Annotated in this window: 10 protein-coding genes; 4 read left to right on the forward strand and 6 right to left on the reverse strand. The window is 64.8% G+C overall.

The window, feature by feature from the left end:
* Nucleotides 1-111: 111 nt before the first annotated feature.
* Complete coding sequence (locus AAGS40_RS03470; protein ID WP_345814240.1) at nt 112-1,572, forward strand: cobyric acid synthase; 1,461 nt, start codon at nt 112-114, stop codon at nt 1,570-1,572.
* A gap of 30 nt (nt 1,573-1,602) precedes the next feature.
* Here the strand turns inward: AAGS40_RS03470 and AAGS40_RS03475 are convergent, their stop codons facing one another.
* Nucleotides 1,603-2,022, reverse strand: coding sequence for a PaaI family thioesterase (locus AAGS40_RS03475; protein WP_345813182.1), 420 nt, complete (start codon nt 2,020-2,022; stop codon nt 1,603-1,605).
* A gap of 208 nt (nt 2,023-2,230) precedes the next feature.
* On the opposite strand from AAGS40_RS03475, the gene AAGS40_RS03480 reads away from it, so the two are divergent.
* Nucleotides 2,231-2,869 carry a ParA family protein gene (locus AAGS40_RS03480; RefSeq protein WP_345813184.1) on the forward strand — a complete coding sequence of 213 codons (639 nt, stop codon included), beginning with the start codon at nt 2,231-2,233 and terminating at the stop codon, nt 2,867-2,869.
* A gap of 66 nt (nt 2,870-2,935) precedes the next feature.
* Here AAGS40_RS03480 and panD read toward each other — a convergent pair whose 3' ends face one another.
* The 5 genes from panD to AAGS40_RS03505 form a co-directional block, all read right to left on the reverse strand.
* Nucleotides 2,936-3,322: an aspartate 1-decarboxylase gene (gene panD, locus AAGS40_RS03485; protein ID WP_345813185.1), complete on the reverse strand. Its 387-nt coding sequence runs from the start codon at nt 3,320-3,322 to the stop codon at nt 2,936-2,938.
* A gap of 51 nt (nt 3,323-3,373) precedes the next feature.
* Nucleotides 3,374-4,207, reverse strand: coding sequence for a pantoate--beta-alanine ligase (panC, locus tag AAGS40_RS03490; RefSeq protein WP_345813186.1), 834 nt, complete (start codon nt 4,205-4,207; stop codon nt 3,374-3,376).
* Between the two features lie 187 nt (nt 4,208-4,394).
* On the reverse strand, nt 4,395-5,270 hold the full coding sequence (locus tag AAGS40_RS03495; protein WP_345813187.1) for a ScpA family protein: 876 nt from the start codon (nt 5,268-5,270) through the stop codon (nt 4,395-4,397).
* A 4-nt stretch (nt 5,271-5,274) separates the two neighbouring features.
* Nucleotides 5,275-5,460 (reverse strand): DUF3460 family protein, encoded by a 186-nt coding sequence (locus AAGS40_RS03500; RefSeq protein ID WP_345813188.1) that lies wholly within the window; start codon nt 5,458-5,460, stop codon nt 5,275-5,277.
* Between the two features lie 223 nt (nt 5,461-5,683).
* Complete coding sequence (locus AAGS40_RS03505; RefSeq protein ID WP_345813189.1) at nt 5,684-7,558, reverse strand: adhesin; 1,875 nt, start codon at nt 7,556-7,558, stop codon at nt 5,684-5,686.
* 755 nt (nt 7,559-8,313) lie between these two features.
* Between AAGS40_RS03505 and AAGS40_RS03510 the strand changes: the two genes are divergently transcribed.
* Nucleotides 8,314-10,131: an autotransporter assembly complex family protein gene (locus AAGS40_RS03510; protein WP_345813190.1), complete on the forward strand. Its 1,818-nt coding sequence runs from the start codon at nt 8,314-8,316 to the stop codon at nt 10,129-10,131.
* 28 nt (nt 10,132-10,159) lie between these two features.
* Nucleotides 10,160-14,770 carry a translocation/assembly module TamB domain-containing protein gene (locus tag AAGS40_RS03515; protein ID WP_345813191.1) on the forward strand — a complete coding sequence of 1,537 codons (4,611 nt, stop codon included), beginning with the start codon at nt 10,160-10,162 and terminating at the stop codon, nt 14,768-14,770.
* Nucleotides 14,771-14,868 lie beyond the last annotated feature (98 nt).

Raw genomic sequence — 14,868 nt, forward strand, 5'->3', positions numbered from 1 at the left:
CGATGGGATAATGCGCCGTTGCCCCTTCGCGCCTCCCATTGTGCCAACGTCAATCCCGTGACCATCCCTTCCATTTCGCAGGACGCCATTCCCGTGCCGCGCGGCACGCTGATGATTCAGGGCACCACGTCCGACGCCGGCAAGAGCACGCTCGTGGCCGGCCTGTGCCGTCTCGCGCGGCGCGCCGGCGTGCGGGTCGCGCCGTTCAAGCCGCAGAACATGGCGTTGAACAGCGCGGTCACGGTCGACGGCGGCGAGATCGGGCGTGCGCAGGCATTACAGGCGGTGGCCGCGGGGATCGACGCACACACCGACCTGAACCCGGTGCTGCTCAAACCGACGAGCGACCGCGGCGCGCAGGTGATCATCCACGGCAAGGCGCGCATGAATCTCGACGCGCGTGCTTACCACGACTACAAGCCGATTGCGTTCGAGGCCGTGCTGGAATCGTATGCGCGCTTGCAGGCGGCGTACGACACGATTTTCGTGGAAGGCGCGGGCAGTCCCGCCGAGATCAATCTGCGTGATCGCGACATTGCCAACATGGGATTTGCGCAAGCGGTGGACTGTCCGGTGGTGCTGGTTGCCGACATCGACCGCGGCGGCGTGTTCGCTCATCTGACCGGCACGCTCGCGTGTCTGTCGGCGAGCGAGCAGGCGCGCGTGCGCGGCTTCGTCATCAACCGTTTTCGCGGCGACCTCAGTCTGCTCAAGCCGGGGCTCGACTGGCTGGAAGCGAAAACCGGCAAGCCGGTGCTCGGCGTCGTCCCCTATCTGCATGGCCTCACGCTCGACGCCGAAGACATGCTGCCGCCCGATCTGCGCGCGGCGGGACGCGCCGACGCGAGCCGGATGCTGCGGGTGGTCGTGCCGGTGCTGCCGCACATCAGCAATCACACGGATTTCGACGCGCTGCGGGCGCATCCGCAAGTCGACTTCCAGTACGTGCGCAGCGGCATGACGCCGCCGCCCGCCGATCTGATCATCCTGCCGGGATCGAAAAACGTGCCGGGCGATCTGGCGTTTTTGCGCGCTCAGGGCTGGGATGCGTTGTTGCAGAAGCATTTGCGTTACGGCGGGCGGGTGATCGGCATTTGCGGCGGAATGCAGATGCTCGGACGCGAGGTGGCCGATCCGCACGGTGTGGAAGGCGCGCCGGGGACATTCGCCGGATTGGGGTGGCTCGATTATTCGACGGTGCTCACGCGCGAGAAGACGCTGAAAAACGTGGCGGGCCGCCTTTCGCTGCCGGGCGCGCCGGAGGTGGCCGGCTACGAGATCCACATGGGCGAGACGCACGGAGCGGCACTGGCGTGTCCCGCACTGCGACTCGACGGCGCAGCGGAGGCGCGGCCCGATGGTGCGCTGTCCGCCGATGGCCAGATTCTCGCCACGTATGTGCACGGCCTGTTCGACACGCCCGCGGCCTGTGCGGCGCTGCTCGCGTGGGCCGGTCTGAGCGACGCCGAGGCGATCGACTATCCGGCGCTGCGCGAAGCGTCGCTCGAGCGGCTGGCCGACACGCTCGCGGCGCATCTGGATCTGGCGAAGCTCTATTCGGCGATCGCTTGACGTCCGGCAGCCGCTTGTGTCATTTCACGGTCAATACAGCACGATCTGCGTACAACGGAACAGCGCCATGGTCTTGCCGGTGGGGTCGGTGACCGTCGCGTCCCAGACCTGCGTGCTCCGCCCGAGATGCACGCTCGTTGCCACCGTGCGGATCGTGCCCGCCGTCGCCGTGCCGAGAAAGTTGCTCTTCAGTTCGATGGTGGTGAAGCTGCGCGCCGTGTCCGGCAGATGAGCGAGGCACGCATAGCCGCAGGCAGTGTCCGCGAGGCCGATCACCGTCGCGGCGTGCAGAAAGCCGTTCGGCGCCAGCAATGCCTCGCGCACCGTCAGTTCCGCAGTCAGCATGCCTTCTTTGAGCGACAGCACGTGCACCCCCAGCAAGTCGGGGAGCGTACCTGTCTGGCGTTCATGCAAGCGTTCAATGGTGTATTCGGGGCGAAGTTTGCTCATGGAGTCGGTTCTCGTAGTTAAAATCGGCGGCGCACAGCGGTTATTTAATCGTTCAGGGCTTCGACCCTGATGAATTTGTCGATATTATCAACGGCTGGGCCGGCGGGGGCGTCTCTATCCGGCGGGGCTTTCACACACCAGCGTGGGCCGGCGAGAACAGTGCGGCCAACCGGCTGGGCGGCGCCCAGCTTTCTTTCCGGGAGAATTCATGACGGTGATCGTGGTGGCGAATCCGAAGGGCGGCGTGGGCAAGAGCACGCTGTCGACCAATCTGGCCGGCTATTTCGCGTCAACCGGCGAATGGGTCGCGCTGGCGGACCTGGACAAACAGCAGTCGTCTCAGGCGTGGCTCGCATTGCGGCCCGAGACGCTGCCGGCCATCGAGACCTGGGAAGTCAACCAAGACACGCCGGTCAAGCCGCCGAAAGGGCTCGAACACGCTGTCATCGACACGCCGGCCGGCCTGCACGGCAATCGCCTGAACATTGCGCTGGATCTCGCCGACAAGGTGATCGTGCCGCTCCAGCCGTCCATGTTCGACATTCTCGCCACGCAGGACTTTCTCGAACGGCTCGCAAAGGAAAAGGCGGTGCGCAAAGGCGCCATCGAAGTTGGCGTGGTCGGCATGCGGGTCGACGCCCGCACGCGCTCGGCGGAACAGCTGCATCGCTTTGTCGAGGGATTGAAGCTGCCGGTGCTGGGCTATCTGCGCGACACGCAGAATTACGTGCAACTCGCGGCGCACGGGCTCACGCTGTGGGACGTCGCGAAAAGCCGGGTGGAAAAAGATCTGGAGCAGTGGCAGCCGATCGTCGAATGGACGAACGGAGCAGGGAAGAAGGGCTGACGCACGATCAGACGGCGGCGCCCGTCATGCTGCGCTCGCAGCGGCTGCCACGAAGCGCTATGCCGCTCAGGTCCAGTTTTGTGTCGGCACGTGATCGCGGCTGCCCTTGATCCTGTTGTTCTCGTCGACGAACACCAGATCCGGCTTCCAGCCGGCCTTCAGTTCGGCTTCGTCCACCACCGCAAACGCGGCGATAATCACCAGGTCGCCCAGTTGCGCGCGCCGCGCGGCCGAGCCGTTCAGCGAAATCATGCCGCTGCCGCGCTCACCCTTGATCGCGTACGTGGAAAACCGCTCGCCGTTGTTGATGTTCCAGATGTCGATCCGTTCGTTTTCCACGATGTTCGCCGCTTCGAGCAGATTTTCGTCGATCGCGCACGAGCCTTCGTAATGAAGCTCGCAATGCGTGACCGCGACGCGGTGAATCTTCGATTTCAGCATGTTGCGTTGCATGACCCAATCCCTTGTTGCTGCGTATGCGTGTCTGTGCCGGCCTTGGCGGCGTCAGATTTCGAGGTTGTCGATGAGGCGCGTGGCGCCGAGTTTGGCGGCAGCCAGCACGACGAGTTCCGCATGGGCGTCTTGCGGACCCGGTGGCAGCAGATTCGAGCGCTTGCGTACCGCAATGTAGTCGGGCTGCCAGCCGCGCGCGGCTAAGGCCGCCATCGCCGCCTGTTCCAGCTTCGCGAAGTCGCGCTCGCCGGAAAGCACCGCTTCGCGCACGCGATTGAGTTCAGCGGCCAGCACCGGCGCCTCGGCGCGCTCGGCGGCCTGCAGGTAGCGGTTGCGCGAACTGAGCGCAAGGCCGTCGCTGTCGCGCACCGTTTCGGCGGCGATGATGTCGGTGGGCAGCGCGAACTGGTGGCACATGCGGCGCACGATCATCAACTGCTGATAGTCTTTTTTGCCGAATACCGCAACACGCGGCTGCACGCACGACATCAGTTTCATCACCACCGTGCACACGCCCTGAAAGAAACCGGGCCGGAATTCGCCTTCGAGAATGTCGCCCAGATCGTGCGGCGGATGCACGCGATACTCCTGCGGCTCCGGATACAGATCCTTCTCCGTCGGCGCGAAAAGCACGTAGACGTTTTCCTTCTGAAGTTTTTCGATGTCCGCTTCCATCGTGCGCGGATATTTGTCGAAATCTTCGTTAGGACCGAACTGCAGCCGGTTGACGAAAATACTCGCCACGACCGGGTCGCCGTGTTGACGGGCAAGGCGCATCAGCGAAAGATGGCCCTCGTGCAGGTTGCCCATGGTCGGCACGAAGGCCGTGCGATTCTGGCCGCGCAACTGGTCGCGCAATTCATGGATCGAGCTGATGACTTTCATGATCGGACAGGGATTTGCTCGCGCGGCGCGAGACTCGGTTGGCGCCCGCCGTCAGCGCAGCGCGCGCTTGGCGGCCACATTGATGATGACAGGTTCGGAGCGCGGGATTGTAGTGGATTTGTGAGCGGGACGCACCGAATAGAGGCACCTGCGCCCGCGCAGCGGGATCGAACCCTGTAAGAGGGCGTCAGGCCGGCAGATACGCGAGGCGCACATAGATCGGCGCGAACGGCTCCGCCTGGGTAATTTCCACCAGCGATTCGCGGCACAATTCGAGCACCGCGATGAAATTCACCACCACGACCGGCACGCCCTTGGTGGTGTCGAAGAGGTCGGAGAATTCCATGAAGCGCGCGTTCTGCAACTGCCGCAGGATCGTGCTCATGTGCTCGCGCACCGACAGTTCTTCGCGTGAAATCTTGTGGTGCTGAACCAGCTTCGCGCGCTTGATCACGTCCGCCCACGCTGCGCGCAGGTCTTCGCTGTTCACGTCGGGAAAGCGCGGCGTGATGCTTTGCTCGATGTACACCTCGGCGCGCAGGAAGTCGCGGCCAAGTTGCGGCAACTGGTCGATGCGTTGCGCGGCAAGCTTCATCTGCTCGTATTCGAGCAGCCGCCGCACGAGTTCCGCGCGCGGGTCTTCGGCTTCTTCGCCGCTATCGGCCTTCTTGACCGGCAACAGCATGCGCGACTTGATCTCGATCAGCATCGCCGCCATCAGCAGATATTCGGACGCGAGTTCGAGATTGGTCTGGCGCAGTTGCTCGACATAGCCGAGATACTGGACGGTGACATCCGCCATCGGGATGTCGAGCACGTTGAAGTTTTGCTTGCGGATCAGATACAGCAGCAGATCCAGCGGTCCTTCGAATGTTTCGAGGAAGACTTCGAGCGCGTCCGGCGGAATGTACAGATCCGTCGGCAGCCTGAAGAGCGGCTCGCCGTAAAGGCGAGCGAATGCAATGCCGTCGACGGTATCCGGTGTCGAATCGGTAGTGGGCGCGGCGAGCGCCGCGTCGGCGGGTGCCGGCTGCGGGCCGTGTACCTCGTCGGCGTGGCTCACGCGCTTAGAAGTTCTGGTAGTACGAGTAAGGCGTCTGTTCTACGCGCGACGCTTTCTGCTCCGCGCGCTCCTCCAGGTCGATCGGCTGCTTGTCCCACAACAGCGCACGGCCACGGCGCTGCTCAGCTTCCAGATTGGGTTTCTGCTCCTTGAGCAGGTTCAGGAACTGTGTAATGTCCGATTGATACATGGCTAGACGTCCGTGATGAGTGGAATGGCGGGCGCCGCACGTCGATCCGCCGACGCCGCACGCTATCCAGTAATTTTACCGCATGTGCCGCGCGCGGTCGAACAACGAGCACGGCGGCGCGCTGACGTCGGTGGAATGCGGCGAAGACGTGGCGGGCATCCGGCGCTTGCGCAACGGTTTCGGGCGTTGTCTCCCGGTTGCATGAGCCTCTTCCCGCCGGATCTCAAGGATTGGACGCTGTCTTTCCGGCCGTCTGGGACAGCAGTGTCAGTACGGCTTCGCCGAATGCTTCTGGACGCCCCTCGAAAAGCCGCTCGACCGCTTGTTCGTCGATCAGCCGCTGGCGCAGCGCTTCGCGCTCGTCGTGCTGATTGGCAAGCCGTACCGCGGCGCGCACGTATTCGTCCACGCTCGATGTGGTTAGCCAACCGGGCAGTCCGGCGCGCGCAAACAGCCCGCTGTCGATATGCTCGAACACTTCGGCGCCGCACAGGTTGACGCCGGGCAGTCCCAGCGTCAGCGAATCGACGATGCCGTTCGTATTGCCGAACGGGAACGGACTCAGGAACATATCCATCGTATTGAGAATTTTCAGGTACCGCGGATAGTTGATCGACCCGTAGACCCACGTACGTTCTTCCGGCAACGCCGCGAGAATCGATTTGCGGACATACGCCAGATCGACCCCCTCGCTCCACGCGGTCATGAAATGCAGCCGCACCGGAATGCCGGCCGACTCGATGATCGCGCGGCAGGCTTGCAGAAACCGCGGATTGATCTTCATCGCGCTAGCGGTTACCGCAATGTTGATGTAGTCGCCAGGCGGCGCGATGGCGGGCGTGACGGCGTCGAATAGCTTCGAGGGCCGGTAGGGCTGGCCGTCCTTCGGCAAACGCAGCAGCTTCTCGCTGAAACAGCCGGGGTCGCCGACGAAATCTTCCTCGACGCTCACGTAATCCATCTGCGTGGCGTGCATGGTCGCCGGGTGCCCGAGCCCGGCGATCTGTAGCGGCGCAAAGCGCACATTGGACGCGAACACGGTATGCGCGAACATGCCGACGCTCGGCATATACAGCACTTGCGGACGATGTTCATCGACGAATGCCTGCAGTTGACGGACGCAATCGCCGATGTATTCCGGATACTCGAACGGGATGAACCGGTCAAAGGTGGCGCGCCCCGCCTCGTCCACGTGCTGCGCTTCGCCGAACGCCACGACTTCGAAATGCTCGCGCGCGGCAAGCATCGTGCGCGAATGCGTGCGGTAAATCGAGTGGCCGCCGGTAAACCATTCGAGCACTACGAGCATCACCGGCTTGCGGGTGTCGGCGACGTCGCGCACCGGGGCACTCAGGGCCTTCAGTTCCCAATCGAGCAGGCCGAGCGTCTGGAGCTTGTTGCGCACCAGCCGGTTGATGCTGCGCTTGATCGCATGCCGCTGCGGCAGAAGCGAATAGCTGCAATGCATGTAGGCGGCGCACACGGCCGAGTTAGGCAGGTCGTCCAGATCGTCGATCGTGTCGAGCACGGCGGGCAGCCATTCGATCATCCGCTCGCGCTTGGCGTGCGCCGCCGGCGAGATGACGACCGCTGCGCCGAGCATCGACACGCCGAGGCTGGCCGCGAGTACGGGCTCGTTTTCGGCCAGCGCGACCAGATCGATTTCCAGCAGCGATTCCGCGGTGTACAGCGCCAGTTGCTTGCGGGTGAGCGCGTTTCGCGCGGCCAGGTCGTCGGAAGCGGACGTCTGGGCGAGCAGCGCTCGCACGATATGGTCCGTATTGCCATACGTCGTCACGGCAAACAGCATGTTGATCCACGGACGGCCCCAGAAAAGCTGGGCGAACTGTTTGTCCGAAAGCTGGAAACGCGCATCGGACAGCAGCGTGGTTAGCGCATCGGCGATGCGTTGCAGCGTTTGCTGCGATTGCGCGTCCGCCGGCTCGTTCGGCGCGATGCGGGCGAGCTTGTCGTCAGGCAACGTGCCGCGCCGGTCGATCAACGTATCGAGCAGGCTCACGACTTCTGCATGGGCCGCGTCGTAGTCGCGGGACTGGACGAGCGATTCGAGCCGATCGAGTGAAAAAGGTGTGCTCATGGTTGGGGTCGAGGGTGAGCGCCGGCGTCCGGCCAGATGCGCGTCGGTGCTAAACAAGCGTCTGGCCGGACGGCATGCGTGCCTGCGTTGCAGACCGTCACCGAAAGGGAGGCGGCGAGCCGCAACGCCGTGAAGCTTGCGCGCGGCCAAGGTCTGTGCGACCGGCTGACGACCATTGTCGAAGAACCGCCCTGCGTTGCCTGTAGGAGCAGTCTTATTTTTGAGAGAGTTGAGTGGGACTCGGGCCGCCGCATTTCAAAACGCTCGGCCAGCGCGCGTGGCAAAAAATGTCGCCGGGACGGTTTCGAGGAACATTTCATGGAACGACCGCGTCCAAAGCGGGCGCGTCTTGCCGACCTAGTCCGTCCGGCCGGGTCCGTCCGGCCGGGTCCGTCCGGCCGGGTCCGTCCGACCGGGTAGAGCCGACCGGGTCCGTCCGACCGGGTCTATCCGACCGAGTCCGTCCGACCGAGTGCGTCCGACCGGGTCGATCTGATCCAGTCGGTCTGATCGGAATATCCAAGCTGGGGCACGCATCCGGTGCGGCGCGGAACCAGGCGGCTTCATGGTTTGACCGGTTCCCGCTGGCTCTTCAGAAAAATCCGGTAGCGCCGGAAATGGCGCGGTCGCGCCAATGTGGTCAAATAGCGGGCGGCTTCGCCGGCCATCAGCAACCGGGCGTCAGCATTCTCGAACAACTGTTAAATGTAAGCCGGAGGTCGTGTTTGGCAGGGTGGGCAAACGAGCGGTTGCACATGCGCCGTCGCGAAAACGAGGTGAAAGCCCGGCATGCCAGGCGCGGCGCACGGTTTGCCGCCGTGCTGTTGCGTGGCTGGCTTGCGTGCGTGTTCAGCGTGCTCGCGCTCGTCACGGTAGACGCGCACGCCGCGCGCGCGAAGGGGTCGTATAAGGTCGATATCGAAGCCACGCCGCGTTCGCTGCGCAGGCTGCTCGAACAGCATCTCGACATCGCGCGCTTTGCCAAACGTCCCGACATCAGCGACGATCAATTCGAATTCCTCATCACGGCCACCCCGCAACAGGTGCGTGATCTGGCGGCCACACAAGGCTATTTCACGCCGGTCGTGCGAACCGACGTGCGCACCCTCGACGACGGCAAACGGATCACCGTGAGCGTCGACCCGGGTCCGCAAACGCATATCAGTTCGGTGTCGATCTCGTTTCGCGGCCCGGTGCTGACCGAAGACCCGGAGCAGGAAAATGCCGCACGGTTCGCGTTTTCGCTGCATGAAGGCGATGCTTTTTCGCAAGGCGACTGGGACGACGCGAAGAATGCGTCGCTCAAGGCATTGCAGTCGCGCCGGTATCTCGGCGCGAAAATCTATCACTCCGAGGCGCGCGTCGATCCGCGTACGCACGAGGCGACACTCGCCGTGACCTACGAAAGCGGACCCACCTTCACGATGGGCAAGCTGGACGTGTCGGGCACCCGGCGCTACCCCGAGCGTATCGTCGACAATGTGAATCCGCTTGCCGTCGGCGATATCTACGACGTGCAGCGCATCACCGAATTGCAGCGGCAGTTGCAGAACACGCCCTACTACGCGAGTGTGGCGATCGACGTGGACAGCGATCCCGCCAAACCGCTCGACACGCCCGTGCATGTGAAAGTGTCGGAGTATCCATACCACAGCATTCGCGGCGGCGTCGGCTATTCCACGGATAACGGCCCGCTCGTGCAAGGCGCGTATTCGTATCTCGACACCTTCGGCAAGGCGTGGCCGTTTACGATCGAAGGCCGCGTCGACCAGATCCAGCAATATGGCCAGGTTCAGCTGTCCATGCCGCCCGGCCCGCGTGCGTGGACCAACAGCGTGCTCGCGTCCTATACGACTACCGACGTGTCCGACACGCGCATCTACAGTATTCGCGCTGGCGTGCAGCGGGCGCGCACGTCGCAGTTCATCGACTACAACTATTCGATCCTGTACTACCAGGACCGGCTCGACCAGAACGCGATCGCGCCGACCACGAGCCGCGCGCTCGTGCCGTCATGGTCATGGACCCGGCGCAATACCGACGACCCGTTGTTCCCGCGCAGCGGCAATCTGCTCCACGTCGAGGCCGGCTTCGCGGTGAAAGGGGCGCTGACCGACCAGACCTTCATTCGCGGCTATGCGCGCGGCCAGCAGTATCTGCCGATCGGCAAGGAAGATCTGATGCTGTTTCGCGCGGAACTGGGCGGCGTGTTCACGAGCGGCAGTTCGAGTGGTATTCCGGCGTCGCTGCTGTTTCGCGCCGGCGGCTCGAACTCGGTGCGCGGCTATGGTTACCAGAGCATCGGTAACGACGTCGACGGCTCGGTGCTGCCGACCAAATACCTCGTCACGGCCGCCGCGGAATACCAGCACTGGTTCACGCACGACTGGGGCGCGGCCGCGTTTTTCGACGTCGGCACCGCGACGGACACGTGGGGCGAGAAAGTCTTTTATCCCGGCGTGGGGGTAGGTGCGCGTTGGCGCAGCCCGGTGGGGCCTGTCAATGTCGACCTCGCCTACGGCATTCGCAACCGCAGCGTTCGGCCGTATCTGACGTTGGGCATCGCCTTCTGATGACAACCCGCATTCACATGATTTCCGCATGACCACGGACGCTTCCGCTCAACCCCCCGCACCGCCCTCCGGCGCTGATCCGCACGGATACGCGCCCGGATTGGGGTCGGGCTTGCCCAGCGGTGTGCCGCCCGGTTCGCCTGGTTCGGCGGGCGAGCCGCCGGGACCGCCCGCGGGTCCGCAGCCGCCCGGCGTGCCGCCGCCGCGCCGCCCGCGCGGCCGGTTGTTGCTGAAAACGCTCGCCTGGCTGCTCGCGGTGCTCGTGCTGTTGATCGCGCTGGCGGCCGGTTTGCTGTACGGCGCGCTCACGACCGAGCGCGGCACTGCTTACGCGTGGCAGGCGGCGGTCAAACTGCTCGGCGGCAAGCTAAGCGGCACACTCGAAGGCGGGGCGCTCGCGAGCGGCGTGCAATTGCGGCAGGTGCGCTGGCGCAGTCTCGACGGCAGCGGCACGGATATCCAGGTGGATCGCGTCGCCGGACACTGGTCGCTCGCTCGCCAGCCGTGGCGCTTCACGATCGACTATCTGCATGTCGGGACGATCGACGCGCGGATCGGCGCGTCGTCGAGCAGCAGCGGGCCGATGAAACTCCCGCAGGAGTTGCGCTTGCCGATGCAGCTCGACGTGCGCGACGTCCAGGTCGACAGGCTGCTGCTGCATCAGGGCACGTCGACGACCGAACTGTCGCGCTTCATGTTCCACGGGCGCAGTGACGGGCGGCATCACGAGGCGGCGGTCGAGCGGCTGGATACGCCGTTCGGCGCGGTGACGGCGTCGGCGAAGCTGGACGGCGTGCGGCCCTTTGCGCTGACGGGCGACGTCGGCTATTCAGGCAAGGTGAACGAGGAAGCGGTGCAGGTGGCCGGTCATCTCAGCGGGTCGCTCGAAAATCTGATCGCCGAGCTCGACGCGACTGGCATGAAGCTCGCGGGCCACGCGCGGATTGAAGCGACGCCGTTCGGCGAGGTGCCTTTGCAACGCGCGACGCTGACGTTCGATCACGTCAATCCGCAGGCATTTGCGCCCGGCGCGCCATTGGCGGATCTCGCGGTGCGGGCGGAGTTGCAGCCGGTCGCGCCACCTGCCGGGCCACATGACGGGCCACATGACGGGCGGCCCGAGGGACAACCGGACGCACGACCAGAAGGGCAACAGGAAGGACAACAGGAAGGACAACAGGAAGGACAACCTGTAGCGGCACCCGGTCGGCAAACCGCAGAGCAGCCGGCAAGACAGGGTGTGCCGGGCCCAGCCAAAGCGGCTCCCGTCGGCAAGCATGAACAACCATCCGCCGCCGCTTTCGCCGTCACCGGCCATATCTCGATTGTGAACGCGAAACCCGGCGCAATCGACGAGCATCTGTTGCCGCTCATCGACGCCAATGCCGACGTGCGCCTCGACGCGCAGGCACAACGGATCGCGAATCTGAACGTGCGGCTCGTCAAACACGCCACGCTGACGGGCGGCGGCGCGCTCGCCGGCAAGCGCGGTCAATTCGATCTGCATGTGGCCGGCCTCGACCTGAATGCGCTGCAGGCAACGGTGCTGCCGACGCAACTATCCGGACCGATCGGCATTCGTCTGAACGACGACGTGCAAAGCATCACGCTCGATCTGGCCGATCCGAAAGCGGCGTTGCGCGCGCAAGGCAAGATCACGCTCGACCCGGCGCGCATCAGTTTCAACGACGTGCGCATCACGTCGGGCAAAGGCCGCATCGACCTGTCCGGCGCGCTCAAGCACGACGCGAACTCCAGCTACAACCTGAAGGCGCAACTCACCGATTTCGACCCGCTGACGCTGGCCTCGCAGATGCCGGCGCGCACGCCGGCGGCCGGATCGACCGCGACGTCCGAGAAAGCGAAAGGCAATACGCGCGAGGCTGCGGCCGCGAACAAAACGGGCAGGCCGGCCGGAACGGGCAGGACCGCCAGCGCGGGCACTGCTCGCACCCGCAGCGCCGCAAGCGGAGCCGCGGCGCAAGCGTCGCGCACTGCGGACACCCCGCTCGCTTCTGGATCCGACCTCACGGCCGGCGCAAAAAGCGCTGCACCGGGCGACAAGGCGGCCGCTGTCGCCACGAACACGGCGAAGGCGGTCGTGAGAACCGAAGTCGTCCAGCGTAAAACGCCGCCGCCAGAGCGGGGCCGCGCGCCCGTGCGAAAAATCGAAGCGCGCGTGAACGGCACACTCACCGCGTCCGGCATGATCGCGCCGGTCTTTACCACCAAGGCGGAATTCAAACTGGGTCCGAGCGTCTACGACGGCCTTCCGCTGACTGGCGGCGGCACGGTCCAACTGGCCGGCTCGCGCATTCTGCCAAGCCGCGCCAATATTTCGGTCGCGGGCAACGCAGTCGATCTTCAAGGCAGCTTCGGTGCGCGTGGCGACCGGCTGCGCTTCAAGGTCGACGCGCCGCAACTGGATCGCCTCGGCTTCGGTCTGGCGGGCCTTATCGATGCCGACGGGGATGTGACCGGCTCGTTTGCGCATCCGAACATCACGCTGAACTACAAGGCCGACAGCGTCGTATTCAGCAGCAACCGGATCGGTCATGCGGAAGGCCATGCCGAATTGCGCGACGGTGCGAACGGCGCGCTCGTCTTTACGACCGACGCGCGCAACCTGAGCGCGGGCGGCGTGGATCTGACAACGCTCACCGCGCGTCTGTCCGGCACGCGCGCGAATCACACGCTCGAGGCCGCGGCCACCGGCAAGCTGCAGGACCGCCCGCTCGATCTGACGCTCGCCGCCAACGGCAAGCTGACCGAGGCGCGCGACGGCACCCGCTGGGACGGCAGCGTCACGCGTCTTGCGAATCGCGGCACACCGGCGCTGAATCTCGAATCGCCGGTCGCCGTCAGCGCCGGTCCGGGCAGGCTGACGCTCGGGGCAACGCGCGTTACGCTCGAAGGCGCGGTGCTGAGTCTGAAATCTTTCGCTTTCGATCACGGGAAGATCCAGTCGGCCGGCACGTTGACCGACATCTCGGTCGCGCGGCTGCAGGACTTGAAACGCGAGATTACCGGCGAACCGCCAGTGGTAAAGACCGATCTCGTGTTCGACGGCGACTGGGACTTTACGCTCGGCAACACGGCGAGCGGTCACATCCAGCTGAAGCGGCGAGGGGGCGACGTCACGGTGGAAATCGGCCGCGGACTGACGTCGTTGGGCATCACGGACATCACCGCGCGCGCGGAATTCTCGGGCGGCAATCGGCTCAATGCGACCGTGCATGCGCAGGCAAGCCGGATCGGCGTGATCGACGCCGACGCGCACACCAGTCTCGTCATGCGCGACGGACTCCTGACGGTCAGCGAGGAAGGCGCGCTCACGGGCAGTGTGAATGCGAACGTGCCGTCGCTCAAAACGACCGGCGGTCTGTTCGGCCCGAGCTATCTGCTCGACGGCCATCTCGCGCTGAAGCTCGCGCTCGGCGGCACGGTCGCGAGGCCGAACCTGACGGGATCGCTACTGGGCGACGGGCTCTCCGCCACACTGGTCGACCAGGGCGTGCAGTTAAAGGACGGAGTGGTGCGCATCCTGTTGTCGCAGAATCTGGTGGACTTCCAGCAGGTCGAGTTCCATGGCGCGAGCGGCACGCTGCGCGCCACCGGCCGTGTGCGCCTGGATGGCGCCGAGCCGGATCTGACCGCAAGCATTGTCGCGGACAAGCTCGAACTGTTCGCGGCACCGGACCGCAACCTGTCGCTGTCGGGCAGCGCGAGCGTCGCCAATGCCGGCGCGCAGGGCGGCATGGCGATCAACGGCAAATTTGCCGTCGACCATGCGCTGTTCGACATGCCCGAGCAGTCTGCGCCCAAACTCGGCGACGACGTCGTGGTGGTGCGCCCCGACGGCACGGTGGCGGGCGAACGGCCGCGGCCGGTGCCAGGCAGCAACAAGCCGATCGGGCCTTTTGCGCCGCGCGCCAACATCGACATCAGTCTGGGCGACAACTTCCGTTTTCGCGGATCGGGCGCCGATCTCGGCCTGACCGGCACGGTCACCGCGCTGAGCGCGCCGAACCTGCCGCTGCGCGCGGTCGGCAACGTGCGGGTGACGCAGGGATCGACCTACACCGCGTTCGGCCGCAAGCTGAACATCGAGAACGGCTTTTTCACGTTCAATGGTCCGGTGGCGAATCCCGGCATCAACATTCTGGCGATGCGGCGCAACCAGCAGGTCGAAGCGGGCGTGCAGGTCACGGGCACTGTGCAGTTCCCCACGGCCAAGCTCGTGTCCGAGCCGAACGTGCCGGATAACGAAAAACTGTCGTGGCTGCTGTTCGGCCACGGCACCGATCAGGGCAATAACCTCGGCCAGCAAAGCACCATGACGACCGCGCTCGCGCTGCTGGGCAGCGCGAGCGGCAAGCGGATCGCGCAGACTTTCGGGCTCGACGAGTTTTCGGTTGGCCGAAGCGAAGTCGGGCTGACCGATCCGCAGGTAGTGATGGTGTCGAAGGCAATCAACGAGTGGCTCGTAATCGGCTACGAACAGGGTTTGCAATCCGCGAGCAACGCGATCAAGGCGACGATCAACCTGACGCGCTACTGGTCGGTCGCGCTGTACGGCGGAACGTTCGACGGCATCGATCTGCTGTACACGCGGCGCTTCGACCGGATCAGATGGTGAGGTGACGCGGCGCGCCGGCGGACTGAACTGGCCGGGCAGCCGGATGACAGGTGCTGATCGCCGCGCATAAAAAAACGGCACGCTTCTGAAGCGTGCCG

It is taken from the genome of Paraburkholderia sp. PREW-6R (assembly GCF_039621805.1).
Taxonomy (GTDB): Bacteria; Pseudomonadota; Gammaproteobacteria; order Burkholderiales; family Burkholderiaceae; genus Paraburkholderia.